The organism is Saccharomonospora sp. NB11 (assembly GCF_015910535.1).
Taxonomy (GTDB): domain Bacteria; phylum Actinomycetota; class Actinomycetes; order Mycobacteriales; family Pseudonocardiaceae; genus Saccharomonospora.
Genome location: NZ_JACBJG010000015.1, coordinates 78437 through 103261 on the forward strand (window position 1 = coordinate 78437; position 24825 = coordinate 103261).

The 24825-nt window shown below is 67.5% G+C and carries 24 protein-coding genes, 1 pseudogene and 2 CRISPR repeat arrays; of the genes and pseudogenes, 11 read left to right on the forward strand and 14 right to left on the reverse strand.

The features are described from left to right. Nucleotides 1-25 precede the first annotated feature (25 nt). Nucleotides 26-2957, forward strand: a pseudogene (locus JAV51_RS19225) (Tn3 family transposase). 296 nt (nucleotides 2958-3253) lie between these two features. Further along, nucleotides 3254-3691, forward strand: a complete 438-nt coding sequence (locus JAV51_RS19230) for a Clp protease N-terminal domain-containing protein (RefSeq protein WP_005438194.1) — start codon at nucleotides 3254-3256, stop codon at nucleotides 3689-3691. Nucleotides 3692-3744: 53 nt separating this feature from the next. On the opposite strand, the gene JAV51_RS19235 is transcribed toward JAV51_RS19230, so the two are convergent. Then, nucleotides 3745-4242 (reverse strand): hypothetical protein, encoded by a 498-nt coding sequence (locus JAV51_RS19235; protein WP_197322144.1) that lies wholly within the window; start codon nucleotides 4240-4242, stop codon nucleotides 3745-3747. A gap of 172 nt (nucleotides 4243-4414) precedes the next feature. Between JAV51_RS19235 and JAV51_RS19240 the strand changes: the two genes are divergently transcribed. Continuing rightward, the gene (locus JAV51_RS19240) at nucleotides 4415-4627 is read left to right on the forward strand and encodes a hypothetical protein (protein WP_197322145.1); all 213 of its coding nucleotides are present in this window, start codon (nucleotides 4415-4417) and stop codon (nucleotides 4625-4627) included. Nucleotides 4628-4650: 23 nt separating this feature from the next. Here the strand turns inward: JAV51_RS19240 and JAV51_RS19245 are convergent, their stop codons facing one another. Beyond that, entirely contained in the window at nucleotides 4651-5226 is a 576-nt protein-coding gene (locus tag JAV51_RS19245) for a recombinase family protein (protein WP_197322146.1), read from the reverse strand. Between the two features lie 275 nt (nucleotides 5227-5501). Between JAV51_RS19245 and JAV51_RS19250 the strand changes: the two genes are divergently transcribed. After that, nucleotides 5502-5987: a recombinase family protein gene (locus tag JAV51_RS19250; RefSeq protein WP_197322147.1), complete on the forward strand. Its 486-nt coding sequence runs from the start codon at nucleotides 5502-5504 to the stop codon at nucleotides 5985-5987. A gap of 808 nt (nucleotides 5988-6795) precedes the next feature. Here the strand turns inward: JAV51_RS19250 and JAV51_RS19255 are convergent. The 3 genes from JAV51_RS19255 to JAV51_RS19265 form a co-directional block, all read right to left on the reverse strand. Beyond that, nucleotides 6796-6999 (reverse strand): DUF397 domain-containing protein, encoded by a 204-nt coding sequence (locus tag JAV51_RS19255; protein ID WP_197322148.1) that lies wholly within the window; start codon nucleotides 6997-6999, stop codon nucleotides 6796-6798. Next, nucleotides 6996-7565 carry a DUF5753 domain-containing protein gene (locus JAV51_RS19260; protein WP_197322149.1) on the reverse strand — a complete coding sequence of 190 codons (570 nt, stop codon included), beginning with the start codon at nucleotides 7563-7565 and terminating at the stop codon, nucleotides 6996-6998. Before JAV51_RS19260 ends, JAV51_RS19255 begins: the two co-directional genes overlap by 4 nt. 787 nt (nucleotides 7566-8352) lie before the next feature. Continuing rightward, on the reverse strand, nucleotides 8353-8550 hold the full coding sequence (locus tag JAV51_RS19265; protein WP_197322194.1) for a DUF397 domain-containing protein: 198 nt from the start codon (nucleotides 8548-8550) through the stop codon (nucleotides 8353-8355). A 695-nt stretch (nucleotides 8551-9245) separates the two neighbouring features. After that, a CRISPR array of direct repeats spans nucleotides 9246-9457; the repeat unit is 28 nt; unit sequence GTCGGCCCCGCACGCGCGGGGATGGACC. 421 nt (nucleotides 9458-9878) lie between these two features. Between JAV51_RS19265 and JAV51_RS19270 the strand changes: the two genes are divergently transcribed. Then, nucleotides 9879-10250 (forward strand): hypothetical protein, encoded by a 372-nt coding sequence (locus tag JAV51_RS19270; protein WP_197322150.1) that lies wholly within the window; start codon nucleotides 9879-9881, stop codon nucleotides 10248-10250. A 63-nt stretch (nucleotides 10251-10313) separates the two neighbouring features. On the opposite strand, the gene JAV51_RS19275 is transcribed toward JAV51_RS19270, so the two are convergent. The 3 genes from JAV51_RS19275 to JAV51_RS19285 all read right to left on the reverse strand — a co-directional run bounded on the left by JAV51_RS19275 (nucleotide 10314) and on the right by JAV51_RS19285 (nucleotide 12942). After that, nucleotides 10314-10853 (reverse strand): 2'-5' RNA ligase family protein, encoded by a 540-nt coding sequence (locus JAV51_RS19275; RefSeq protein ID WP_307845937.1) that lies wholly within the window; start codon nucleotides 10851-10853, stop codon nucleotides 10314-10316. Nucleotides 10854-11191: 338 nt separating this feature from the next. Further along, nucleotides 11192-11410: a CRISPR direct-repeat array (repeat unit 28 nt; unit sequence GTCGGCCCCGCGCACGCGGGGATGGACC). 481 nt (nucleotides 11411-11891) lie between these two features. Continuing rightward, nucleotides 11892-12221, reverse strand: a complete 330-nt coding sequence (locus tag JAV51_RS19280) for a branched-chain amino acid transporter permease (protein ID WP_197322152.1) — start codon at nucleotides 12219-12221, stop codon at nucleotides 11892-11894. Further along, entirely contained in the window at nucleotides 12214-12942 is a 729-nt protein-coding gene (locus JAV51_RS19285; RefSeq protein ID WP_197322153.1) for an AzlC family ABC transporter permease, read from the reverse strand. The genes JAV51_RS19280 and JAV51_RS19285 overlap by 8 nt, the downstream gene beginning before the upstream one ends. 62 nt (nucleotides 12943-13004) lie before the next feature. Here JAV51_RS19285 and JAV51_RS19290 point away from each other — a divergent pair, with 62 nt between their 5' ends. The 3 genes from JAV51_RS19290 (at nucleotide 13005) to JAV51_RS19300 (ending at nucleotide 14948) form a co-directional block, all read left to right on the forward strand. After that, nucleotides 13005-13463 carry an Lrp/AsnC family transcriptional regulator gene (locus tag JAV51_RS19290; protein WP_197322154.1) on the forward strand — a complete coding sequence of 153 codons (459 nt, stop codon included), beginning with the start codon at nucleotides 13005-13007 and terminating at the stop codon, nucleotides 13461-13463. Between the two features lie 106 nt (nucleotides 13464-13569). Further along, a complete protein-coding gene (locus JAV51_RS19295; protein WP_197322155.1) occupies nucleotides 13570-14226 on the forward strand; it encodes a TetR/AcrR family transcriptional regulator in 657 nt (218 codons plus the stop codon). Then, nucleotides 14223-14948 (forward strand): haloacid dehalogenase type II, encoded by a 726-nt coding sequence (locus JAV51_RS19300; RefSeq protein WP_197322156.1) that lies wholly within the window; start codon nucleotides 14223-14225, stop codon nucleotides 14946-14948. Before JAV51_RS19295 ends, JAV51_RS19300 begins: the two co-directional genes overlap by 4 nt. 5 nt (nucleotides 14949-14953) lie before the next feature. Here JAV51_RS19300 and JAV51_RS19305 read toward each other — a convergent pair whose 3' ends face one another. Beyond that, entirely contained in the window at nucleotides 14954-15907 is a 954-nt protein-coding gene (locus JAV51_RS19305) for a phosphotransferase (protein WP_197322157.1), read from the reverse strand. Nucleotides 15908-16136: 229 nt separating this feature from the next. Here JAV51_RS19305 and JAV51_RS19310 point away from each other — a divergent pair, with 229 nt between their 5' ends. Further along, entirely contained in the window at nucleotides 16137-18188 is a 2052-nt protein-coding gene (locus tag JAV51_RS19310) for an acyltransferase family protein (RefSeq protein WP_307845938.1), read from the forward strand. Nucleotides 18189-18340: 152 nt separating this feature from the next. On the opposite strand, the gene JAV51_RS19315 is transcribed toward JAV51_RS19310, so the two are convergent. Both JAV51_RS19315 and JAV51_RS19320 read right to left on the reverse strand, forming a co-directional pair. Then, nucleotides 18341-19042 (reverse strand): tyrosine-protein phosphatase, encoded by a 702-nt coding sequence (locus tag JAV51_RS19315; RefSeq protein WP_197322158.1) that lies wholly within the window; start codon nucleotides 19040-19042, stop codon nucleotides 18341-18343. Between the two features lie 14 nt (nucleotides 19043-19056). Further along, nucleotides 19057-19548: a MarR family winged helix-turn-helix transcriptional regulator gene (locus tag JAV51_RS19320; RefSeq protein WP_197322159.1), complete on the reverse strand. Its 492-nt coding sequence runs from the start codon at nucleotides 19546-19548 to the stop codon at nucleotides 19057-19059. Nucleotides 19549-19633: 85 nt separating this feature from the next. On the opposite strand from JAV51_RS19320, the gene JAV51_RS19325 reads away from it, so the two are divergent. Continuing rightward, nucleotides 19634-20191, forward strand: a complete 558-nt coding sequence (locus JAV51_RS19325; RefSeq protein WP_197322160.1) for a YceI family protein — start codon at nucleotides 19634-19636, stop codon at nucleotides 20189-20191. A 25-nt stretch (nucleotides 20192-20216) separates the two neighbouring features. Beyond that, on the forward strand, nucleotides 20217-21191 hold the full coding sequence (locus JAV51_RS19330; protein WP_197322161.1) for a ring-cleaving dioxygenase: 975 nt from the start codon (nucleotides 20217-20219) through the stop codon (nucleotides 21189-21191). Nucleotides 21192-21233: 42 nt separating this feature from the next. On the opposite strand, the gene JAV51_RS19335 is transcribed toward JAV51_RS19330, so the two are convergent. Genes JAV51_RS19335 through JAV51_RS19345 form a run of 3 tightly spaced genes read right to left on the reverse strand, consistent with a single transcriptional unit; the run spans nucleotide 21234 to nucleotide 24732 of the window. Further along, complete coding sequence (locus JAV51_RS19335) at nucleotides 21234-23534, reverse strand: FtsX-like permease family protein (protein ID WP_197322162.1); 2301 nt, start codon at nucleotides 23532-23534, stop codon at nucleotides 21234-21236. After that, nucleotides 23531-24211 (reverse strand): ABC transporter ATP-binding protein, encoded by a 681-nt coding sequence (locus JAV51_RS19340; RefSeq protein WP_197322163.1) that lies wholly within the window; start codon nucleotides 24209-24211, stop codon nucleotides 23531-23533. The genes JAV51_RS19335 and JAV51_RS19340 overlap by 4 nt, the downstream gene beginning before the upstream one ends. Continuing rightward, complete coding sequence (locus JAV51_RS19345) at nucleotides 24208-24732, reverse strand: PadR family transcriptional regulator (RefSeq protein ID WP_197322164.1); 525 nt, start codon at nucleotides 24730-24732, stop codon at nucleotides 24208-24210. The genes JAV51_RS19340 and JAV51_RS19345 overlap by 4 nt, the downstream gene beginning before the upstream one ends. Nucleotides 24733-24825 lie beyond the last annotated feature (93 nt).

The window sequence follows — 24825 nt, forward strand, 5'->3', positions numbered from 1 at the left end:
TCTTCTATGGTCCGGTGCCATGCAGATGGAGTGGTCGGACGAGGAGCTGGTGGCGTCGTGGACGCTGGTCGGCGAGGACTGGTCGCTGGTGGGCAACAAGACCGGCGCGACGCGCCTGGGCTTCGCGGTGTTGTTGAAGTTCTTCGAGATCGAGGCGCGGTTCCCGCGGTCGGCGTCGGAGGTGCCGACTGCGGCGGTGGTGTATCTCGCCGAGCAGCTGAAGGTGGACCCGGAGGTGTTCACTGGCTACGAGTGGTCGGGCCGGACGATTGAGTATCACCGGGCGCAGGTGCGTGCCGCGTTCGGGTTCCGCGAGTTCACACGGGGTGATGAGGACAAGCTCGCGGGGTGGCTGGCCGAGGAAGTCTGCCCGGTTGAGTTGCGGGAAGAACAGTTGCGTGCGGCGCTGCTGGTACGGTGCCGCACCGAGCGGATCGAACCGCCGGGCCGGATCGACCGGATCGTCGGTTCGGCCCGGGCAGCGTTCGAGAAGCGGTTCTGCGACCTGACCTGTTCCCGGCTGGATGCCGAATGCGCTGAACGGCTGGAAGCACTGCTGAGCGACGACACCGGTCCCGGACGTGGTGGGTTGCTGGCGGAGTTGAAGGCCGACCCCGGCCAAGTCGGACTAGAGACACTGTTGAGGGAGATCGACAAGCTGTCCGCGGTGCGAGCTCTGGACCTGCCGGCGGGGTTGTTTGCCGATGCGTCAGAAAAGTTGATGGAGGCATGGCGTGCGCGCGCAGCACGCTCTTATCCCTCGGACCTGCGGGCAGCACCGCGGTCCGTGCGGCTGACCCTTCTGGCCGCGCTGTGCTGGGTGCGGGCTGCGGAGATCACCGACGCTCTGGTGGACTTGCTCATCGGTCTGATTCACAAGGTCAATACGCGGGCGGATCGGCGGGTAGAGCGGGAGCTGACCGAGGACCTGCGGCGGGTGCGAGGCAAGGAAAGCATCCTGTTCCGGCTGGCCGAGGCCGCCGTCGAGCACCCCGACGAGGCCGTGCGGACCGCGCTGTATCCGGTGGTGGGTGAGAAGACCCTACGAGAGCTTGTCAAGGAAGCGAAGGCCAACGAGCAGGTATTCCAGGCCCGAGTACGCACCGTGCTGCGGAGCTCTTACTCGAATCACTACCGGCGGATGCTGCCGCCGCTGCTGTCGGCACTGGAGTTTCGCTGCAACAACACCGCCTATCGGCCAGTGATGCAGGCGCTTGACCTGTTGGCCCGCTACGCGGCCACCGACGGCAAGGTCCGCTTCTACGCGGAAGGCGCGGCGGTGCCGATCGATGGGGTGGTGCCCAAGGCGTGGCGGGAAGCGGTGGTTGACGAGCGTGGCCGGATCGAACGCATCCCGTACGAGCTGTGCGTGCTGGTCGCGCTGCGGGACGCGCTGCGCCGGCGAGAGATCTATGTAGTCGGGGGCAACCGGTGGCGTAACCCGGAAGAGGACTTGCCCGGTGATTTCGAGGCCAGTCGTGAGGTGCACTACGCCGCGCTGCGGCAGCCGACCGACCCGACCGAGTTCATTACCGGCCTGCAACGCCGGATAGCCGACGCGCTGGCTCGACTGGACCGGGCGCTGGTGGACGGCTCAGCAGGCGGGGTGAAGATCATCACGCGGCGTGGCGAGCCGTGGATCACCGTGCCCAAGCTCGAGCGGCTGCCCGAGCCGCAGCGGCTCCAGACGATCAAAGACGAGGTGTCTCGCCGGTGGGGCACCCTTGACCTGCTGGATGTGCTCAAGGATTCCGACTTTCTGACCGAGTTCACCACTGAGTTCACCTCGGTGGCCTCTCGGGAGGTGATCGACCGAGACACGCTGCGTCGGCGGTTGCTGCTGTGCCTATTCGCGCTGGGCACGAACATGGGCATCAAGGCGATTGTGGCCACCGGGGAGCATGGCGAGACCGAGGCGGCGCTGCGGCATGTACGCAGGCATTTCATCACCCGCGACAACCTACGGCGGGCCATCGCTAAGCTGGTCAACGCCACGTTCGAGGTGCGAGACCCGAACTGGTGGGGCTCGGGCACCGCGTGCGCCTCAGATTCGAAGAAGTTCGGCTCGTGGGAGTCGAACCTGATGACCGAGTGGCATCAGCGCTACGGCGGGCCGGGGGTGATGATCTATTGGCACGTCGAACGTCGCTCCACCTGCATCTACTCCCAGTTGAAGCACTGTTCCTCCTCCGAGGTGGCGGCGATGATCGAGGGGCTATTGCGGCACTGCACCGACGTCGAGATCGACACCAACTACGTCGACACCCACGGCGCGTCGGTGGTGGGTTTCGCGTTCACCGAGCTGCTCGGGTTCCGGCTGCTGCCCCGATTGAAGAACATCGGCTCAATTCGCCTGTACCGACCCGATGACGGCGAGGTTTACGGCCAGCTGGGGCCGGTGCTGACCCGGCCGATCCGGTGGGAGCTGATCGCTCAGCAGTACGACCAGATGGTCAAGTGCCACTGCCCTGCGGCTGGGCACCGCGGAGTCGGAGTCAATCTTGCGCCGGTTCACTCGCGGCGGGCCGAAACACCCCACTTATCAGGCTCTGGAGGAGCTGGGCCGGGCGGTGCGCACCATCTTCGCCTGCAACTACCTTGCCTCCCCGGATCTGCGCCGGGAGATTCACGGTGGGTTGCAGGTGGTCGAACAGTGGAACTCTGGCAACACCGTGATCTTCTACGGGAAGGATGGCGATCTCACCGGCCCTGATCGTGAACACGCCGAAGTCTCCATGCTGGCGCTGCACCTGCTTCAGTCAGCGCTGGTGCACATCAACACGCTGCTGCTCCAGGCCGTGCTCGAGGCGCCGGAGTTCCACGACAGCATCGGCCCGGACGAACGTCGGGCCCTGACCCCGCTGTTCTGGACCCACATCAACCCCTACGGCCGGTTTCGCCTGGACATGGACACCCGGCTCGACCTGGCCGCGGTGCCGTGCGGGAACCGGTGGTGAGGTAGTCACGCACTGATGTACAAGGGAGTCGACATGCAGCAAAGGACTCAGTGCTGCATCGAGCAGCTCTAACTGATGGAAAGCGAGTGAGGCCGCGCCCGTACGGTGATTGGTGCCGGAACGAATCCAACAGCGCGATCACCGACACCACACCACCATCAGTGGTCCACCCGCCGCTAACCCACAGAGCAGCTAGGCCAACCTTTGGCATGATTGAGCGCATGGGGTACAGGTCGCCATCACCGGTGTTGAACGACCAGCGAGGGCGCGGGACACGACGGAACTCGGAGTGATCAATGTTCGAAAAGTTCAGTGCGCCAGCGATAGAAGTGCTCCGCATCGCGATGCTCGACGCGAAAGAGAAGCGCTGCGCGCACGTCGATGTCGCCCACCTCGCCATCGGCCTGGGACAGGCTACAGGCATCGCCCTGGCTGCCCTGAAAGACCTGGGAGTGTCTGAGAATTTTATAGCCGAAGGACAAAGCAACTCATGGCCAGAGCAAGCCGCCGAGCATGACCCGGTGACCTACTCAAACGATGCTAAGAAGCTGTTCACCAAGGCGCGGACACTGAGTGAGAGCGACGGCCGCGATATGATCGACACTGGTCACCTGTTGACTGCGATGACAGCCCACGGATATGCGGCACTGTCGCAAGACCATCTGCGAGGGCAGGAGTCGCTGGAGGAGGCTCTCAACCGCGCACGAGCGATGCTCTCGGAAGAGAGAGAGTAGCAGACTTCTGGTGCCGGAGAACAATTACCCGACCCCAGAAGCCAAGTGCGCCTCTATCCGCAGTTCTGCTCGTTTAGCTGGTCGTATGCTGCGGCAGTCGCCGGTGAGCCGCCGTATGGGATGACTTGCCCGCGCCCGATCACCCGAAAGTCGTGGATCCCAGTATCCGCGCAGTTGTAGTTCTGAAAACCACTGTGGCTGCTGGTGTTGAACCTAATATCAGACGGCAGGGTAGCCATGGTTTCCCACCCGTACCAGCGACTCCGTTGAATCTCGATACTGTGCTCGATACTCGCAACAGCGAAGTTACATCCAGTGATGACGTCGCCGTCGATGAAGTTCCCAACGCGAGAAATCAGCACCGTCAAACCACATCCTGTCGGATATTGGGTTGGAGAAACGGAGCCGTCAGGGTTCTGCTTGAAATAGAAGGTGGACTGGTAGACGAGTTCTTCGTCGTTGCTCGCCGTTTCTTGACTTGCGAGTGCCGCGCCACTCGTCGCAAAAAGTGACGCAATCACCATGGCGATAACAAGGAAGGGTCTTCGCATCTACTGTAATACCCCCATCACTAGTTCGAGTGAATCCCAAAAGTTAGCGGCGGCACCGGACGTTGGTAAATACGCCAAGCGGGTGGACGTCTCGACGAATCTGCGGCTGGCGCGGCATTGATTCGGTTTGGTCGGGGTGTCTGCGCCCACCGCCATATGACCGCGGAGGCTCTTGCCGTTACGAGCGTTCAACGGTGCTGCCGATACCAGCTACAAGCTCGACGCCGAGGTCGTCGACACTCAACCCGCCGGCGATGTCGACATCCTGCTCGACGGCATCCCGCAGGCTGCGGCTTGGCTGACCGGGGTGGCTGAGCACGAGCGCGACCAGTCTGTCGGACGGGTGCTGCCCAGTCATGTACACAGCTCTCACCACCGGGTGTGAGGAGCAGCCGACCAGCCCTCCCGCTAAACGCCAGAGGGCTGGTCGGACTTGTTGAGATAGCCGTAGACCGTGCTGCGGGGCACGGTGAACAGGTCGGCGATCTCTTGGACGGTCTTCTCGCGTGCGTCGTAGAGCTGCTGGGCCAGCTCGGCCTGGTACGCGGTGAGCTTCGGTCGCCGACCGCCCTTCCGGCCACGGGCGCGGGCCGCCGCCAGGCCCTCGTGGGTGTTGGCCACGATGAGGTCGCGCTGGAACTCGGCGACGGCGGCCAGCATCCGGTAGACCATCCGACCTTCAGCGGTGGTGGTGTCGATGCCCTGCTCCAGGAACCGGAACGCGACGTCGCGCCTGCGGAACTCGTCCAGCAGTGAGACGAGATGCGCGGTCGAGCGCCCGACTCTGTCCAGGCGGGTGCATACGAGAACGTCTCCAGCGCGCAGCACCTTGTTCACCACGTCCCACTGTGGCCGGGAGGACTTCGCGCCGGAGGTGTAGTCGACGTAGATGTTCTCCTCGGCGACGCCGGCGCGGATCAGCGCGTCGCGCTGGGCGTCGGGGTTCTGGTCGCCGGTGGACACGCGCATGTAGCCGATCTCCATCAGCGTGACAATAGTCGATCACACCGTTTGCCGACGTTGTTTGTCGACGCGATTTGTCGACACGGGTCACCTGCGAAAACGCTCGGCTCGTCCGAGGTGTCGGCAAACGACCGTTTCCCGACACCCAAACTCAGTCCGGCGCTGGGGTGATAGCTACGCACGCAGGGGTAAACCTACTCATCAGTTACTTTGCGGCTCAGGACAGCTTCGGGAGTTCCGGGCCTAGCAGTTCCAGGTGCCGCCAGCGTGTTTGTTCTGTCGTTCTGTGGACCGACGTGGGCAGGCGTAGCAGGATGCCGAGCGCGGAGATGGTCGCAGTAAAACCGGAGACGAACGGGACGCCCATCCGCATCGGCTACGCCCGCTGCTCCACCGCTACCCAAGAACTACAGTCCCAGCTCGACGCGCTCGCGGCCGCGCACTACACGCGGGTGTTCTCCGAGGAGATCAGCACCCACATCAAGATCCGCCCCGAGTTGGAAAAGGCACTCACCCTCGCCCACGAGATCAAGACCGCCGCACCAGACCAACCGGTGCTCCTGACAGTGCACGAGACGAAACGCCTCGCCCGCAACGCCACCGAGCTGATGACCCTTTCCGCCCAGCTCCAGAACGCCGGGGTGCGGCTAGGGGAGCTGCTCACCCGACCACTGACGGGATCTACGACCCGCGCGGCATGGGCTCCATGCTCTTCGCCGTGCTCGCCGTCACCACCCAGTTCGACCGCGACTACATCCACGAGAACCCTCGAAGGTAAGTAAGCCGCCACCGCACACGGCAACCACGGCGGCACCCGAAAGTCATCGACGAAGAGATGCTGGTTCTTCGCCCGCGCCCCGCGACAAAGGCACCCAGATGCCCGACATCGTCAAGAAACTGACCCACCAAGACCGGCCAGCACCCCTCAGTCGCCTCGCTCTACCGCGCCCTCGCCAACAACGACGCCTGACCAGCAGAGTTACGGACTCATTGCCCCTTTCGCTCGTATCCCGGCGGTCCCCCCTTCTAACGGTTCCTCAACGACACACTGCGACCCCAGTTACGCGCACGCGATACGCGAAACAGTAAAGCGACGCGCGAAACGCTAAACAAGCGTGCCACACAATGGATGTTATGTGGCACAGCGAAGATCGGCTTCCAGGTCGTGGGCCACAGGGGAGTGAGAGCCCGCAGCTGTGCGGCGGGCCGAGAAGGCGCACCTACCGGGAGCCGGGCTGACTGCGCATCTGGTGTGGCTTTGTGGACGTCGATTGCCCGCGCACTGCGTGCGTGCGGGACCGGCCCGTCGGTGCAGAGCGCATGTGTTGCGGTCAACCGATCCTGTGCGGCGCGCTTACGCGCTCAACGCTGGACTCCATGACGGCTCACCGGAGACGGACAGAGGTGATCAGTCACCGAGCAGCCCACCGAGGTGCGGCGCGCCGACCGAGTGTCCAGAAGGTCAGCCACATCCGAGGCGGCTGCACGCGACGAGCGCAAGCTGTGGGACGAGCTAACGGATGACGGCCCATGCAACGAAAAAAGCCCCCGGTCACCGTGCGGTGCCGAGGGCTGTTCCTGTGTCAGCGATCAGATGTCGAACTCGCCGGCCTTGGCGCCCTGGATGAACGCGCGCCACTCGTCGATGGTGTAGGCGACAGTCCCAGCGTCAGGACGCTTGCTGTTGCGGACCTCGACGCCGCCCTCGACCCGACGGAACTCGACACAATTCGTCTCGGCGCTGAAACTGGACTTCCGCCACTCGCCCATCTCGTGCGGGACCGTCTTGCTCATGGTGTCGTCTCCTTGGCCTCGATGACATTGGCGATCAACTCCGTGGAGTCGGCGGGGCTCATCGCCATCTCGATCAGCGTATCCACCGCTGAGCGGTAACCGGCCACCGACTTTCCGTCCGTGATCGTCGCTGACGACTTGAAGTGTTCGAGGTAGACGACTGGCTTCGTCTTCTCGAATTCGAGCAGCGCCCAAGGTCCCGCGAGCATCGTCGCCGCAGGCTTCCCCAACGGCACGATCCGCAGCTCCACGTTGTCCAGGCTTGCCACCTTCGACAGGTGGCGCAGCTGCTCGACCATGACGTCCTCGGGGCACAACGGATACCGCAGCGCGTACTCGCCGATGATCGCGACGAATCGAGGCGCCGACGAGCCTGTCAGGACGTGCTGCCGTCCGACCCGGATCTGCGCGCGCTGGCTGGCCTCACCGGTCGTCGCGCCGAACGCGGCAATGAGGTGGCGGGCGTAGTCGTAGGTCTGCAACAGGCCTGGGATGAGCATCGGTTCGACGTTGACGATCGTCGTCGCGGTGCGCTCGTACTCGGTGAGTGCCTTCGCCCGCGCCACCGAAACCCAGGGGTGAGGCTCGTGTCGATCTGTGACGTCCCCGCCGTGACACTGACTGCCCCACCCGAAACCGAGGTGGAGCAGACCACCCAACTACACCTACCGGACGCGTGGCACTGGCCCCACCACGACCCCGACCTCCCGCCCCAGGAGATGATCACGCAAGCACAAGCGGCACTGCACCACCACGACGAGCCGACACTGCCGATCCTGCGGTCCGTACTCACCGAACTCCAGCGACTGTCCACAGACACCCGAGAACACGAACTGGCCCCCCCACAACCGCACAACGCGAACATCGGGCACCGTAGAGAGCAACAAGCCCCGACCATGGGGGCTGACCTCTCGGAGAACACATGCACAACCCACGCCCACGCTGTGCCAGACTGAATGAAAATCGCTTGTTGGCCGAGTAAACCCGCAGGTCAACAAGTATCGGCCCCGCGCACGCGGGGATGGACCCTCGATAGGCGTCGGCGCCATCGGCACGATGGCATCGGCCCCGCGCACGCGGGGATGGACCGGCCCACTGCAGGCACTGGGTGAGCACAGGGCAGTCGGCCCCGCACGCGCGGGGATGGACCGCCACCGCCCTCGCCGGTGCGCTTTCGCGCGTCATCAGCCCCGCGCACGCGGGGGTCGGTCCTCATCAACAGGTGCTGTCCGTCTCGACGGCATCACATGCCCACGAACAACCGCCGAGGGACTGGACCAACCCGAACACAGAAACAGGCCTCCGGGAATCGCGTAATCCCGGAAGCCTGTCGAGTTGCGTCGGACGGCCGAATCAGATGTCGAACTCGCCGGCCTTGGCGCCCTGAATGAACGCGCGCCACTCGGAGTCGGTGTAGCTCACGACCGCCTCATCGGGCCGCTTGCTGTTGCGCACCTCCACGCCACCCTCGACGCGACGGAACTCCACACAGTTGTACCGGTTACTGAAGCTCGACTTCACCCAGCCGTCGTGCTCTCGGTGTCCGGTCATCGCTGTCGTCTCCTTGTTCTCGCTGACATCGGCTATGAATTCGTTCGAGTCGGCCGGGCTCAACACCATCCAGTCAAGGCCCGCCCGCGCTTCCTTGTACGCCTCGATGTCATTTACGTCCCGCAGGAACACGCTCGACCGCAGATGTTCCAGATAGATCGCGGGCGCAGGGGGCCGCCCAGACACACATCTTTGGCGGGCGATGACATCACTCCGACCGAGTCGAATGGCATCGACCGTGGTGATCACTGGTGTCCCTCGACGCCTTGCAGGCCAGTCCCGGACGGGAACGACCTCGTGTCGGTTGGTCGAGACTCTCCGGTCCCACGCTCGCCTGATCCGACGTCACGTCCGCTCAAGTGTTCGCACCTGGGCCGTACACCAGTGCTGCAGCACTTGGCGGAGCTCGTCGGCATGGAATAGCTATCGGTCGAAGCTAAGCCTCCGGTCTCTGGATTTGGGTCGACGGCGAACACGGGTCTCTCGCAAGCGGTGCTGCCGGATCGCCTTGCCGTTCACGCGGTGGTCCGGTCGCCGATGCCCACACCACACCGGCCGGTTCACGTAGGCGCCCCGACTCGCGAAGCTGCTGCGGGTGTCGTCCCTGACCGACCGGGCACCCGACAGCCCATCGACGCTGTGTCAGACTGAATGAAAATCGCTCGTTGGCCGAGTAAACGCGCAGGTCAACAAGTGTCGGCCCCGCACGCGCGGGGATGGACCGCCACGCCGCAGCTCACGGGCCTTCGGGTCGATGGTCGGCCCCGCACGCGCGGGGATGGACCGCTGGAGGGGCACTACGTCGAGCGGGTCCCCGGGTCGGCCCCGCACGCGCGGGGATGGACCCCACGTCCAGTGGACGTTCGTCGAGGGCAACTCGTCGGCCCCGCACGCGCGGGGATGACTTCCGATCAACGGCTCGCCATCTCTGGTGGCATGACGAGGTCACGGACAGCCGATGAGCACTGCGCCGGTGCGCGAACCGTCTTCTCAAGCGGTTGATCGCGCCCTGCGGTCGAGTACTCCTGCGGTCATGACGTCTGCAGAGCCAACCAACAGGCGAGATGACTCGGGAGCGGAACGCCGGCTGGGCCGGAGATCTGCCGAGCGATACCGTCCGCTCCTTCCTTCTCTTCCATTGCCCTTGCGACGAGCTGTCGCTCTGCGACGGTCGGCCTTCGGTCACCACAGCAGCCGCGCGGTCTCGGGAAATGTCGAGCGTTCGCCGGACACCACTGCCCCGGCGCACTGAATAACGTTCCGATGTGACAGCCGCCGGACCGCGTCGACCGACACACCGGCGGACTTCCACGAGAACAGGGGGAGAAATGAGGAACGACACGAAGCGGTGGACGATGCTGGGAGGCGTTCTCAGCGCGGTGCTCGGCATGTCGTTGTTCGCCGCACCGACCGCGGCGGCCGACGGTTCGGCGTCGATCGAAGGCGTCAAGGTCACCTTCAAGTCGTACGGCGAGGTGTTCACGATCGACGACACCAAGTGCGACGGCGACCCGGTGTATCTCCAGTACAAGTACAACGGGGGCAAGACCCAGCGCTACAACTTCAGCGGCGGTTGCAAAGCCACTCCCGCGAAGTTGAACCTGGAGCTGGCCGAGGACAAGAAGATCGAGTACCGGGGGTGCGTCAACCGGGAGCTGTTCGTCGACCGCTGCAGCGGTTGGACGACCGACCGGACCTGACCGCGGGTCGTTCCGTCTCCGACGTCGGCGGCCATGTCGGCGTCGGAGACGTCCGCCCACGCCTCACCGCTGTCGCCGCACCAGCCGCGACGGTGCCTCCACCGTCCCGCGCACATCGCCCAGCGGCCAGGACCGGCGCACGTGGCAGTCGTGGTTGGCCCACCACTGGAGGTCGACGCGGTCGACGTGGAGGCGCACGGGAAGCAGGTGCCGCAGGTCGGCCTCGACGGTGCGCGGGGTGATGCCGTCGGCGCAGCGGTCCAACGTCAGGTGCGGCACGGGATCGGGAAACTCGCCCGCATACGGCGGACACTGGGGGAACGCCGTCACCAGCGCTGCCGTCAACCGCCGAAACGGTGTGTCCGGGTCGGGTCGAAGGTGGATGAGGCCGTCGGGGAAGACGTCGAACGTCGCGAACGTGGTGTCGAACGGTTCCGTTGCCGCCACGATGGAGGCCACCGTGTCGAGGTCGGACTGCGTGGGGTGCTTCAGCCACGGGCCGAGCAGTGTGACGTGGGCGTGCACGAACGCGGGATCGGCCGACAGGAACGACAGGTCGTAGTGGGCGGTGCGGCGACGGACGTAGTCGTCGAGAGCGGGCACCGGAACAACGAGAACCGAATGCCCGGTGGACCACGCGGACATCTCGATCCCTTCATGTCGTCGACCCCGGCGGGCGAAGCGTAGAGCACGGTGATGTGGCAGCGGGTGCGAGAGGCGTGTCGATGTGACTGAGACAGGACATGGATAGGGCGCGTTCGCCGGTGTCCCACTCGAGGTGCGGCTGGTCGAGCGCGGCGAGCCCCGCTTGCACGTCTGTTGCGCGAGGCCGGTCGGGGCAGAGACGCCTTCCCGGAGAACAGGTGCGCACCCCTCGTCGACGCTGTGTCAGACTGAATGAAAATCGCTCGTTGGCCGAGTAAACACGCAGGTCAACAAGTGTCGGCCCCGCGCACGCGGGGATGGACCGTTGATGACCACGTGGGTCTTGTTCTTCGGGATGTCGGCCCCGCGCACGCGGGGATGGACCTGTCGCAATAGGTGATGTCAACGGATTCCGAAACACTCTCAGTCGGCCCCGCGCACGCGGGGATGGACCCGGTTGGCGCAAGTCCAGCTTCTCCGGCGAGGAGTCGGCCCCGCACGCGCGGGGATTTGCGGCATCCGCCGTGCGTCGTCAGCGGCCGCGCCAGCGTGGTGGGCGTTTCTCCGCGAACGCTCGCGCGCCCTCGCGGGCGTCGTCGGAGTCGAACACGGGCGCGACCACGGCCGCTTGACGGCGGAAGGCTTCGTCGCTGGTCCAGTCCGCGGACCGGTGGACGATCTCCTTGGTGGCCCGTCAGGCGAGTGGTGCGCCGGTGGCGATTCGTTCGGCGAGGGCGAGGGCGGCCTGGGCCAGTGACAACGCCAGGGCGCCACAGGGATGCGTTCGGCGTCGAGCACTTCCAGGAACTAGCGGAGTTCGTTGCCTTCCTCGCCGACGAGGTGGTCGGGGATTCAGTAGTCGCGGAACACCAGCTCGCGGGTGTCGAGGGCGTGCCAGCCCGGTTCGTCACGACGGGGGTTGGGCGTGCGCGGGCAGCGTCCGCATCGCGCTCGTCAGCCCGTCGCCTGCCCGACCCTGCATCCGCCGCGTCCGGCTCACTCCGCGAACACCGTGCTCGACAGCACGACGTGGACCACCGTGCCGCCGACGATGCTGAGCATCGCGTTGCGCCGCCACACGTGCAGGCCGATGGTGACGGCCAATGCGGCCAGCGGCGACACCGCTCGCGGGTGGGCGAGGGAGACGTCGCGCAGGCAGTAGATCGTCAGGATCACCATGATCGCCCCGGGCATCCGGGTGCTGAGGAAGCGGATGGTCGCGCTCGCCCGCAGTCGGGCGAGCACCGTGAACGGCAGACCTCGGAGTGCCCAGGTGACCAAGGCGCCGGTGAGAGCCGCGGCGAGGGCGTAGACGGTGTCAGGCACGGTGATGTCGCCTGCTGGTCGTGACGTGCTGGGCCAGCAACCCGACGGTGAGCAGCGAAACGGCGGCCAGAAGCAGTTGGTCGGGGAACAGGAGCCGAGCGACGATCGCGCTGGCCACCGCGAGGATCGGCGTGACCAGGTCACCGTGCAGGGTCCTCAGCGCGTCGAGTGCGAGGACGGTGAACAGGGCGGTCAGCGCGAAGTCCAGTCCGACGACGCTGTCGAACACGGGCGTCCTGCCGAGCAGGGCCCCGATGCTCGCGCCCACCACCCAGTACACGTGAAGGAAGAACTGCAACCACAGGATGCGTTTGCCGGACCAGTCTCGCGCCTTTTCGGAGGAGGCCAGTGCGTAGGCCTCGTCGCTGAGCGTGAACGTCGAGTACAGCTTCGCGAGGCGACCGGGCACGCGATGCAGGGGGAACGACAGGGCGTAGAAGGCGTGCCTGGTGTTGATGATGAAGGCGGTGCCGGCGACGAGGGTGAGCGGGGCGGCGCTCACGACCAGGCCGATGAGCAGGATCTCGAACGACCCGGCGTAGACCAGCGCGGGGGAGAGGACTGCCCACCACCAGGCCAGGCCGGACTGCATGGCCAGGACGCCGAGGGCGATACCGAGCGGGAGATAGCCGAGACCCACGGCAGCGGAATCGCGGAACGCGGCCCCCGCATGCGAGGTGGTTCGCGCTGCGGGCCCGATGTCGGCTCGGCGTGTACGCATGTCGTCATCTTATGGAAAAAAGTGCAACACAATGTTGCTCGTTGCGACTCTAGAATGCTCGGATGAGAAACAAACTGAGCATGGACGGAGTGGACTGGGACATTGTGTTCCACCTTCGCCGGGACGGTCGCCTGTCCAACGTGGAGCTCGCGAAGCGGGTCGGGCTGACGCCTCCGCCGTGTCTGCGTCGGGTGAAGCGGCTGGAGGAAGCGGGTGTGATCAGCGGTTATCGTGCGGTCATCGACCCGGCGGCGCTGGGACGTGGTCTGGAGGTCTTCGTCGACGTCGAGGTCAGTGCCAGCGACCGCAGGACCACCGAGCAGTTCGAGGCCACCGTGGCGTCGTACGAGGAAGTGATCGAGTTCCGCCGCATGTACGGGCGGCCTGATTATTTTCTCCGGGTCGCCGTCGCCGACCATTCCGCCTACGAGACGTTTCTCACGGACAAACTCAGCGGATTACCGGGCGTGCTCCGTATCGAATCGCATCTGACTCTGAAAACAATCAAGTCCAACGATTGACCGTGCGCTTTTTCCCGAGTCGCCGTCGTCCGGAACGGCGTGCGGCCGACATCCCGTCACAGGACTAGGTAGACTGATCTGTCTAGTCGAGGGAGAGGAGCGCGCCGTGGTCGGACAGCGCGAGCAGGGCCGTCGCCGCAGCTCCGCCAGGCAGCGACTGCTCGACGCCGCGGCGCGGTGCTTCTACGCCCACGGCGTGAACGGCACCGGCATCGACACCATCACCGCCGAGGCCGGAGTCGCGAAGATGAGCCTCTACAACAACTTCGACTCCAAGGACGCCCTCGTGCTGGCCTACCTCGAAGCCCGGCACGCGGAGTGGCTGGAGCTCTACCGGCGTCGACTGGCCTCGGCCGACGGTCCCCGCGCGCGGATCGCCGCCGTCTTCGATGCCTACCTCGACCACGCGGAGGCGGCCTACGAGCACGGCTTCCGCGGTTGCGGGCTGTTGAACGCCGCCGCCGAACTGCCCGCCGATGCCCCGGGCCGCGCGGTCGTCCGCCGACACAAGGAAGAGGTCGCGGCGCTGGTGGCCTCGCACGTCGCGGACCTGACTGGTTGGCCCGCCGAGCGGGTGAGCGCGTTGGCGGACCATCTCGCGTTCCTGCTGGAAGGGGCGACGGTGCGGGCGGGTCTCGAAGGTGACTCCCGCCTGCTGCACCGCGCACGTGACTTGGCCCTGCGCACCGTGGACGCCTCGGTCGCCGAACGGGACCACCCGGGCACCGAGCAACCGACCGACGACCGAAAGGACCACGCGTGAATCTCGCCGACTTCGACGTGTTGAGCTTCGACTGCTACGGCACGCTCATCGACTGGGAGACCGGTATCGCGGACGTGCTCGTGCCGTGGGCGAAGGAGACCGGCCTGGACCTCTCCGCCGAGGAGCTGCTCGCCGCCTATGCCCGGCACGAGGCGCAGACCGTGCGCGACACCCCCGACGCCCTGTACTCGGCGGTGCTCGCCGAGGCGTTCCGGCGCACCGGCGCCGAGCTGGGTGGGCCCGTGAGCGAGCAGTGGGCGCAGCGGCTGGGTGACTCGGTGCCCGACTGGCCCGCGTTCGCGGACTCGGCCGACGCGCTCGCCTCGCTGGCCCGTGACTACAAGCTGATCATCCTCTCGAACGTGCACCGGGCGGGCTTCGCCGGCTCGAACAAGCACCTCGGCGTCGAGTTCGACCGCATCATCACCGCCGAGGACGTCAAGGCCTACAAGCCCGCGCCGAACCACTTCGAGGCGCTCGACGCGACCCTGCGGGAGCTGGGTGTCCCCCGCGAGCGCCTGCTGCACGTCGCGCAGAGCCTCTTCCACGACCACGTGCCCGCCCGGCGGCACGGCCTGCGGTCGGTGTGGATCAACCGGAGGCACGACCGGCCCGGCTGGGGTGCGACGCCCGAGCCCGCCGAGCGGTACTCCTACGACCTCGAATTCCCCGACCTCGCGTCCTTCGCGGCCGCGGCACGTGAGGCGAAGACCGCGGGCTGACGCGCTCAGCGCGGGGTGAACCCACCGGCGAACGGGGTGGCCCGCCAGCGGTCGACGGCCGGGAACAGGTAGTCGGTGAGTTGCGGGAGCTGCGGGGCGAGGGCCAGTGCGGTCAACGCCCGCAGCATCCCCACGGCGTCGACGAAGGTCAGCACCTCCGCGTTCGACGTCCTCAGCCCCGCGCGTCGCGCGCCACGGTCGTAGGCGGCCGTCAACTCGGGGCCGAGGGTGGCCAGGTCCCACTCCACCGGCCCCAGCGTGACGAGTTCGAAGTCGGCGTAGAGGTCGCGCTCCCGCCCGTGGAGGATGTTCGCGGGCGGGCAGTCACCGTGGACGGGTTGCACGTCGATGCCCGGGAAGGCGTGCTCGAAGGCGGCGCGCGACACCACGAGCGGCTCCAGGACCTCCCACTCCCGATGCGCGCGGTCGAGATCCTCCGGGGTGAGAAGGTCCGGGCGGGTGGTGAGCAGGGCGAAGCTCTCCGGGATCAGGTGCGGGTCGGCGGTCGACAGGAACGACAGCCGACCCGGGTACGAGCGCAGGGCGGCGTGCAGTTCGGCGGTGGCCTCGGCGTTCGCGGCGTAGTCGGGTTCCTTCGCGGTGCCCTCCTCGACGTACTGCCAGAACGTGATCGAGAATCCGTCGCGCTGCGCGGGGGTGCGCGGCACGAGCGGGCTGGGTGGGACGACCGGCGTCCCTTGATCGGCGAGCCACTGCACGACGTCCAGCTCCGTCTGTTGGCGGCGGGCCTGCTGGTCGAGCGTGGTGCCCGGAGGCAGGACCGTCGGGACCCGGGCGACGACCGGCGACGGCGCGAGGTGGACCACGACGGAGAACAGGTCGTGCAGCACCACGGCGTCGGTGACGGCCAGTCCCCGCTCGCGTGCGGCCCCGACCGCGGCTGCGACGGCGGTGCGGGTGCGGCGGGCCAGCTCGTGCGCTGTCAGGAAGTCGTTCACGGCCGTGAGTGTGCCGGACGGGGCGGGTGCGGTCGCCCGAATTCGGCGCGGCCGGGTGGCTTGTGCCACATCCCGGCGGACCTACCACACCGGCGTGCTCGTTGTCGAGACCATGGCGTCGGGTGTGTTCCGTCGCGCACACCGTCCAGGACACGGAGTGTGGCGCGATTTCGGCACCCGGTACCGTCAGCGCGCTAAGCCGTCGCAGAAGTGTTGCAGGAGTTGTCTGGTGTCCGTTGCGCCTCCCTCGCGTGCGAGCGATGCCCCGACCCAGTCGGGGCCACGCAAGTTCCGGCCCGAGTTGCAGGGCCTGCGGGCTCTGGCGGCATTGCTCGTGGTCGTCTACCACGTGTGGTTGAACCGGGTGTCCGGTGGCGTGGACGTCTTCTTCGTCATCAGTGGCTTCCTGATCACCGGGCAGCTCTACCGGGCGAGTTCGCGTGGTCGCATCGAGTTCCGGCGGATGTGGGGCCGGATGCTCACCCGCCTGCTTCCGGCGGCCGTGACGGTGCTGGTGGTGACGATGGCGGTGGCCGTGTGGCTGCTGCCGGAACACCGGTGGTCGCTGACGGCGTGGGAAGCCATCGCCTCGGCGCTGTTCTACGAGAACTGGCAGCTCGTTGCCACCTCGGCGGACTACTTCGCGCAGCACAGCTCGGCCAGCCTCATGCAGCACTTCTGGTCGCTGTCGATCCAGGGGCAGTTCTACCTGGTGTGGCCGCTGCTGGTGGCGTTCATCGTGTGGCTGGCCCGTCGCGCCGGGTGGACGTTGCACCGCTCGCTGGTGGTGGGGATGGGCGTGGCGTTCGTCGCCTCGCTCGCCTTCTCGGTGTATCTGACGATCGAGAACCAGCCGCTGGCCTACTTCCACTCGGCCACCCGCGTGTGGGAGTTCGCCCTGGGTGGCCTCACGGCACTGCTGATCGACTCGGTCGTGGTGCCCAGGGTGCTGCGCATCGTGCTCGGCTGGCTCGGCGTGATCGCACTGGTCACCTGCGGCATGGTGTTGCAGGTCGGCACCGAGTTCCCCGGCTACGTCGCCCTGTGGCCGACGGTGGCGGCGGTGCTGGTGCTGGTGGCGGGCGCCACCGAGAGCAAGGTCGGCGCAGACCGCTTCCTGTCGGCGAAGCCGCTGGTGAGCCTGGGCAACTACAGCTACGCCCTGTACCTGTGGCACTGGCCGTTCCTGCTGTTCTTCCTCATCACCGCCGACAAGGAGAGCCTGAACCTCGGTGAGGGCGCGCTGGTGATCGCCGGGTCGCTCGTGCTCGCCGCATTGACGTACCGGTTCGTCGAGCAGCCTGCCCGCAACGCGCGGATGAACACCTCGACGCGGTGGGGCGCGTACCGGCTGGCGCTGTTGGCGCTGGTGCCGGTGCTGCTGGCGGCGGGCACCTGGCAGGTCGTCACGGCCCAGCGTGCGTCGTTCACCATGGCCGAGGGCGACAAGGCGATGCTCGGTGCTCCCGTCCTCGACACGCGCGCCCCGCTGGTCGATGCGGCGAGGCCCCTCGTCCCGCCGTTCGCCGCGCTGCCCGACCAGTTCGACAGCTTCACCGAGGAGGAGTGCGTCTACTCCCCGAAGAACGACGACCTGCGGATCTGCACCGTCGACCCCGAGGGGGAGCCGACACGTCGCATCGTGGTGACCGGTGACTCGCACTCGCAGCAGTACATCGCCTCGCTGCGTCCGGTCGTCGAGCGTCGCGGCTGGCAGATCATCTCCATGGGCAAGGGCGGGTGCCCCTTCACCACCAACGGTGTCGACGAGGAGTGCCGCGCGTGGAACACCGCGGTGCGCGAGGAGATCCTGGAGATGCGCCCGGACGTCGTCGTCACGATGGCCACGCGGGACGTGCGGGTGGGCTTGAAGGAGTGGACGCCTCCGGGTTACGTCGAGCAGTGGCGTGCCCTGGAGGAGGCGGGCATCCCGGTGGTGGCGATCCGTGACAGCCCCCGCTACGACTACGAGCCGTCGGAGTGCGTGCAGAAGCACGGCGCCCACGCGCCGGAGTGCTCGGGCAAGCGGGCGGAGCTGCTGTCGGAGCGTCCGCCGTACCTCGACGTGCCGGACATGCCGGAGACGGTGTCGTTCCTCGATTTCAGCGACTACTACTGCAACGCCGAGACCTGCCCGCCGGTGATCGGCAACGTGCTGGTCTACATGGACAACAACCACGTCACCGCCACCTACCTGGAGACGATGTCGCCGATCGTGGAGGAGCGGCTCGTCGACGTCCTCGGGTGGAAGGACGACGTCCTGGGCGGCACCGGGGAGTGAGCCACCGCTCGCCCGAGTCTCGTGCCGCCCAGGTGCGGGTCTGGGTGAGCGAGCACGACGAGCTGGACGTGCGCGACGTCGGCCGGAGCGGGCACCCACCTCGACACGTCATCGCGACGCCGGCACCCGGCGCGCTGCTGGACCAGGCGCTCTCACGTCGTCAGACGGGCCAACAGGGCGTCGAGCTCGGTGTCGGTCAGTCCGTGGTCGAGCAGGTAGTCGGGCATGGTCAGCGACGTGATCGTCGAGGTCAGTGACCGTTCGATCGTCGTGCCGTGCTCGGTGAGCAGCTCGGACACGCGGGTGAGCTGGTCGCCGACACCGAGGTCTGCGTAGACCTGGCGCATCCGGTCGAACGTGAGCAGGTAGTCGGCGACGATCTCGTCCGGGCTCGCGCCGGCGAGCGTGAGCAGCACCAGGGCGAGCAGGCCGGTGCGATCCTTGCCGCCCGCGCAGTGGAACGCCACCCCGCCGGGCGCCGCCGTGGCGACTGCGCGGACCGCGTCGACCACCAGCTTCGGGTGCTCGGCCAGCAACGCCGGGTAGTACAACGGCGAACTCAGCCGGTCGATCTGCAGCCAGCGTTCGTAGAACGGGGTGCCGACCGGGTCGAGCGGTGTGCGCACGGTGGTGATGCCCGACGGCGGGGCAACCCGGTTCGGCCTGATTTCGTCGTCGTTGCGCAGGTCGACGACGGTGCGAATGCCGTGAGCCCAGGCGTCGGCCCAGCCTCGCTCGCTGAGGTTCGTCGGCGCTTCCATCCGGACCAGCGCGCCCGGTCGGACCGCCCCCAGTCCGCCGAGGTCACGGACGTTGACGCACCCCTCCCAGTTCAGATTTCTGTCGCGCGTCATGCCCGGTGGACGTGTCACTCCGCCCTGTCGTTGCGTGACGGTGTGACGTCGGGGGCGGTTTCGGCCATCCGGCCCAGCACCCGTTCGGTGATCTCGGTCAAGGTGTTGACCTGCTCGGAGGTCAGTTGGTCGAACACCAGGTCGCGCACGGTGTCCACGTGGCCGGGTGCGGCGCGCTCGATGGCGGCGCGCCCCTGCTCGGTGAGGACGACGAAGGCTCCGCGTGCGTCGCTGGGGCAGTTCTCGCGGCGGACGAGGCCGCGCTTCTGCATGCGGGCGAGGTGGTGGGACAGCCGGCTCTTCTCCCATTGCAGCGCGGTGGCGAGTTCGCCGACGCGCATGCGGGGTTCAGGCTGGTCGGTGAGGTGGACGAGGACCTCGAAGTCGGGCAGGGACAGGCCGGAGTCGGCCTGGAGCTGGCGACTCAGGCGGGCGGTCAGGCGCGCGTGCATCGTGAGGTAGCCGCGCCAGGCGCGTTGTTCGGAGTCGGTGAGCCAACGTGTCACGTGCCTCATCCTACCGGGAATTGTTGACGCATCACCTATGTTGGACAGGGAAACCGATGACACGTCAACTAACGGAGGAACGGACATGACCGCCAACGTGACGCACGACCAGCTGACCGGCACCTACACACTCGACCCCACGCACAGCCGACTGGGCTTCGTCGCCCGGCACGCGATGATCACCAAGGTCCGTGGGGCGTTCAACGCGTTCGAGGGCACCGCGAGGATCGACGGCGAGAACCCCGCCGCCTCGTCGGTGGAACTCACCATCGAGGCCACCAGCATCGACACGCGCAACGCCGACCGCGACGCCCACCTGCGCAGCAACGACTTCCTGGCCATGGACGAGTACCCGACGATCACCTTCGTCTCGACCGACATCGCCAGGACCGGCGACGACACCTTCGACGTCACCGGCGACCTCACCATCAGGGGCGTCACGCGGCAGGTCACGATCCCGCTGACCTTCGAGGGACAGGCCGTCGACCCGTTCGGCAACGTCCGCGTCGGCTTCGAGGGCTCGACCAGCATCTCGCGCAAGGACTTCGGCATCACCTGGAACGCCGCCCTGGAGACCGGGGGAGTCCTGGTGAGTGACAAGATCGAGCTGGAGTTCGAGATCTCCGCCGTCAAGCAGGCCTGACCCCGACCCGAACGAGGACGGCGACATGACACTCGCGACCGACGGCTTGCACCACGTCACGGCCATCGCCGGTGACCCGCAGGCGAACGCCGACTTCTACCTGCACTCTCTCGGGCTGCGGCTGGTCAAGACCACGGTGAACTTCGACGTCCCGACCGTCTACCACCTCTACTACGGCGACGAACACGGCAGGCCGGGAAGCCTGCTCACGTTCTTCCCCTTCGGCGAGGTGGAGGCGGGCCGACGCGGACACGGGCAGGCCACGACAACGGCGTTCTCCGTGCCCGCCGAGTCGCTCGGCTGGTGGCGGCGACACCTGGAACACATCGGAACCGACGTGAGCGAGGTCGCCGAAGGCGACGCGGAGGCGAGCCTGACGTTCCACGACCCCGACGGTCTGGAACTCAGGCTCGTCGCGCACGAACAGGACGACCCTCGCGAGCCGTGGGACAACGGGACGGTGCCCGCCGAACACGCCGTGCGCGGACTGCACTCGGTGACCCTGTGCACCGCCGACGAGGCGGGCACCGTGGCCACGCTGGAGGAGCTCGGGCTGCGGCTCGTCTCCCAGCACGGTCCGACGCTGCGGTTCGCCGCAGGTGAGGGCACTCCCGGGACGCTGGTGGACGTGCTCGTGGACCCGAGTGCCTCACCCGGTCTCGTCGCGGGCGGCACGGTGCACCACGTCGCCTTCCGCGCGCCGGACGACGCGACCCAGCAGCGGTGGCGCGACGAACTGCTCGACCGCGGTGAGGACGTCACCGAGATTCGCGACCGCCAGTACTTCCGCTCCATCTACTTCCACGAGCGCGGCGGCACACTGCTGGAGATCGCCACCGACGCGCCGGGTTTCACCGCCGACGAACCGCTGCTCGAACTCGGCAGGGCGCTCAAGCTCCCGCCGTGGCTGGAACCGACTCGCGAGCAGATCGAACACGGCCTGCCCGCGTTGTCGGTGCCGGAGGACAACAATCCCGGGCTCCGGGAGGCCAACGCCTGAGCGTCGGGTGGTGCGGCACCGAGGAACCGCACCACCCGACGCTCACTCGGAGCGCAACGCCTCCAGCCGGGTCGCCTGCCGCAGCAGCGGCAGGCTCAGCGCCGTCGTCACCAGCACAGCGACAACGGCGGCACCGCACACCACGGCCAGCAACCCGAGGTCCACGGTGAGGTCGAGGCCGATGTAGCGCAGGGTGGGCAGGGTGACGGCCAACCCTGCGACCACGGCGAGCACCACGCCGACCACGACCGGAACGGCGTTCTGCCAGAGCGCACTCCGCGCCAGCACCGACACCGGCACCCCCGACGCCGACAGGGCCGCGAGCGGACGCCGCCGTGCCACGATCTGCTCGATCGACAGCAACAGCAACGACAGTGCGGCCACGGCCAGCACGAACAACGAGGCGGTGAGCAGCAGACCCTTCATCGTGGCGATCACGTCGTCGATCCGCTTCTCCTCGAAGACGTTCGGGCCCGGCGTCATGGTGACGTCCCACTTCAGCGGGCTGATCGCCGCCGCCACCGCGTGGTAGGCGGCAGCGCGGTCGCCCCCGGCGGTGACGGTCAGTGTCTCCAAGCCGCTCGGCAGTGCGATGCCGCCCAAGGCTGCCGGGGTGGCCAGAATGCTTCCCGCGGCGAAGCGACTCGCGCGCTCCTCCGGGACGGCCACGGCGTCGCCGGGCACCGTCCACGTCGGACCGTATTGCGGCTCCTCGGCCGTGTACTCGACGAACCGCATCGGCTCACCGGCGTAGTGTTCGACGTGGGACTCGCCGTCGACGCCCACGACGAACACGTCACCGTCGGCGCACGAGTCGAGCTGCGCGAGGGTGGCCAGCGCCGCACAGTCGCCGATCCGCACGATCGTGCTCGCGCCGTCCGCCGTTGCCAGCGACGCGTCCGTCAGGTGGTGGACGTCGACGTCCTCGGCGGTGTCGGCGAGCAGGCGGCGCGCTTCCTCGACGCGGTCACCGGGCACTCCCAGTTCCGCCGCCACCGCCGGAGTGGGCTGCCACTGGCTGCCTTGTGGCTCCTCGGTGCTGGCCGCGGCGACGAGCGTCTGGACGAGGATGGCTCCGGCGAGCACGACCACCAGCCCGGACACGACCCGGCTCGCGGTCCCGCCTTCGAGCTGGAGCCTGCGTATGGCCAACTGCCAGGCCGGTGAGCCGCCGTGGAGGCGCGCCACCAGTTTCTCGACCGCCCAGGGCAACAGCGCGGCGACGCTGATCAGCAACAACCCGCTGCCTGCCGCCAGGATCAGGCCGACGAGGTCCGAATTGGAGCGTTCCTTGACGAAGAGGGTCGCGACCATGAGCGCGGCACCGAGCCCGGCGAGCACCCAGCGCCAGCCCATCCGCCTGCGTCGGGCCTGCCCCTGGCGAACCACCCCGAGCGGTTCGACCACGACGTGTCGCAGCCCGAACACGGCCGCGCCGACAGCCAGCGCGGGCACGAGCACCGCGATCACCACGGCCGCGACCACCGGGGGAACGACGTCCTCGGCGAAGAAGCGCAGCCCGAACAGCTCGACGCGGCCGAGCAGCGGACGCAACGCCGCGAACAGCGCGCCTCCGAGCACGAGACCGGCGACGGCGCCGAGCAGCGATTCCGCCGCCGCGATCCGACGGACCTGGCGGGTGCTGACCCCCATCAGGCGCAACGCGGCGAGTCGGCGTTCCCGTTGCGCCGCGCCCATCCGGGAGGCCGTGGTGACGAAGACGAGCAGTGGCAGCAGCAGGACGACGGCGAGCGGCGCGACGAGCGCCGCCGCGGTGACGTTCAACTCCAGCCCGCTGCGTTCGGCACCGAAGGCGTAGACCGTGTCCACGTGATCCGCGGTTCGCAGCTCCTCCGGCGTGGCACCGACGTAGACAAGGAGGTCGTCGGCCATGGCCAGACCCGCCTTGGCGATCTCGCCGACCACCGTGCCGTCGATGCGAGCCCGCGCCGACTGTCCCTCCGGGCTGGTCAGGAACTCCGCCGCTGCGGGAGAGGCGACGATCTCGCCGGGTTCCGGGAGCCGGTCGAGTCCCGGCGGGACCGGGGAGTCGTCCCCGGTCGGTGCGACCACGATCGTCTGGACGTACTCCTCACCGGCGTCGACGAACCAACTGAGGTGATACAGCGGGTCGACTCCCGACGTCGGCTCGGTGACGGGAACCTGCCCCGCCTCCCGCTGTTGTTGGGCGTCGACGACGTTGACCACCGACGCGGCCGTCAGCAGCACCGTGACGGCCATGGCCACCCCCAGAGTGGTCATGGCAAGGCGTAGCAACGCCTGACCGGAGATCCGACCGCCCCCGACGGCCAACCGGAGCCCCAACCCCAGGTCGCGGATCATGCCACCAGCTCCTGGTGGCCCACGCGACCGTCGCGGACGACGATCTCGCGGTCGGAGTGCGCGGCCACGCGTGCGTCGTGGGTGACCAGCACGATCGCCGCGTGGGTCTCGCGGGCGGCTTCGGTCAGCAGGTGCATGACCCGTTCGCCGTTGAACGAGTCCAGCGCCCCGGTGGGCTCGTCGGCGAAGACGACCTTCGGCCCGGTCACGAGGGCTCGCGCCACGGCGACCCGCTGCCCCTGACCTCCGGAGACGTCACCGGGGCGGCGGTCGCCGAGGTCGCCCACTTCGAGGCGGTCGAGCCACTGGCGCGCGGTGGCCTCGGCGGCCCTGCGGCGCGTCCCGGCCAGCCGCAGCGGGAGCGCGACGTTCTCCAGCAGCGTCAGCTCCGGGACGAGCTGTCCGAACTGGAAGACGAACCCGAACTCGGTGCGCCGCAACGCGCTGCGCTCGTCGTCGCTCATCGCGACGAGGTCTCGGCCCTCGTAGTGGATCGTGCCCGAGTCCGGCGCGACGATGCCGGCGAGACAGTGCAGCAGCGTCGACTTCCCGGAACCGGACGGTCCCATCACGGCCAGGACCTCGCCCGCGTGGACGTCGACGTGGGCGCCGTGCAGCGCCTGAGTGGCGCCAAACGACTTGTGCAGGTCACGGCCCTTGAGCAGCGGCTGGGTCATGGTGTCACCGCCTCCTTCAGGGCGTCGAGTCGGGCGGCGGTCAGTTCGAGCCACCGCAGGTCGGCCTCCAGGTGGAACAAGGCGTGGTCGCAGATGAGCTGGTCGGCGAGGTCACCGTCCCGCTTGCGGCGGGTCAGCTCGCGCATCACGCGCAGGTGCGCGGTGCGTTGGGTGTCGAGGATGTCGTGGGCGCTGCGGCCGGACAGCAGCGCGAGGACCACCTTGGTGTAAAGGGTGTTCTGGAGATACGGCTGCGGGTCCTCCGGCGTGGCCAGCCACGAGTCGAGGTCCGTGACCCCGGCGTCGGTGATGGTGTAGCGCTTGCGGTCGGGGCCTGCTCCGTGTTCGACCCCGGCTTCCTCGACGAGGCCGTTGCGCAGCAGTCGCGACAGGGTCGAGTAGACCTGGCCGTAGGCGAGTGGCTTGCCGTGGGCGAAGCGTTCGTCGTAGGCGCGCTTGAGGTCGTAGCCGTGGCGTGGTCCTGGCTCCAGCAACGCGAGCAGTGTGCGGGACACCGACATGAACCCCCTCCTTCTCGGTCGGAAACGGTGAGGCGGCCGACTATACACGCGGTGTATTCACTCGGTGTATAGCGTGTCGGGTCGAACAGCCCG

What these genes read in the sequence shown, in the direction of transcription:
- JAV51_RS19325 (WP_197322160.1), top strand. Translation starts at nt 19,634, where the DNA reads ATGACCGCCAACGTGACGCACGACCAGCTGACCGGCACCTACACACTC.
- JAV51_RS19270 (WP_197322150.1), top strand. Translation starts at nt 9,879, where the DNA reads ATGAGGAACGACACGAAGCGGTGGACGATGCTGGGAGGCGTTCTCAGC.
- JAV51_RS19265 (WP_197322194.1), bottom strand. Translation starts at nt 8,550, where the DNA reads ATGACCGGACACCGAGAGCACGACGGCTGGGTGAAGTCGAGCTTCAGT.
- JAV51_RS19285 (WP_197322153.1), bottom strand. Translation starts at nt 12,942, where the DNA reads ATGCGTACACGCCGAGCCGACATCGGGCCCGCAGCGCGAACCACCTCG.
- JAV51_RS19230 (WP_005438194.1), top strand. Translation starts at nt 3,254, where the DNA reads ATGTTCGAAAAGTTCAGTGCGCCAGCGATAGAAGTGCTCCGCATCGCG.
- JAV51_RS19345 (WP_197322164.1), bottom strand. Translation starts at nt 24,732, where the DNA reads ATGTCGGTGTCCCGCACACTGCTCGCGTTGCTGGAGCCAGGACCACGC.
- JAV51_RS19315 (WP_197322158.1), bottom strand. Translation starts at nt 19,042, where the DNA reads ATGACGCGCGACAGAAATCTGAACTGGGAGGGGTGCGTCAACGTCCGT.
- JAV51_RS19340 (WP_197322163.1), bottom strand. Translation starts at nt 24,211, where the DNA reads ATGACCCAGCCGCTGCTCAAGGGCCGTGACCTGCACAAGTCGTTTGGC.
- JAV51_RS19255 (WP_197322148.1), bottom strand. Translation starts at nt 6,999, where the DNA reads ATGAGCAAGACGGTCCCGCACGAGATGGGCGAGTGGCGGAAGTCCAGT.
- JAV51_RS19245 (WP_197322146.1), bottom strand. Translation starts at nt 5,226, where the DNA reads ATGGAGATCGGCTACATGCGCGTGTCCACCGGCGACCAGAACCCCGAC.
- JAV51_RS19290 (WP_197322154.1), top strand. Translation starts at nt 13,005, where the DNA reads ATGAGAAACAAACTGAGCATGGACGGAGTGGACTGGGACATTGTGTTC.
- JAV51_RS19330 (WP_197322161.1), top strand. Translation starts at nt 20,217, where the DNA reads ATGACACTCGCGACCGACGGCTTGCACCACGTCACGGCCATCGCCGGT.
- JAV51_RS19235 (WP_197322144.1), bottom strand. Translation starts at nt 4,242, where the DNA reads ATGCGAAGACCCTTCCTTGTTATCGCCATGGTGATTGCGTCACTTTTT.
- JAV51_RS19335 (WP_197322162.1), bottom strand. Translation starts at nt 23,534, where the DNA reads ATGATCCGCGACCTGGGGTTGGGGCTCCGGTTGGCCGTCGGGGGCGGT.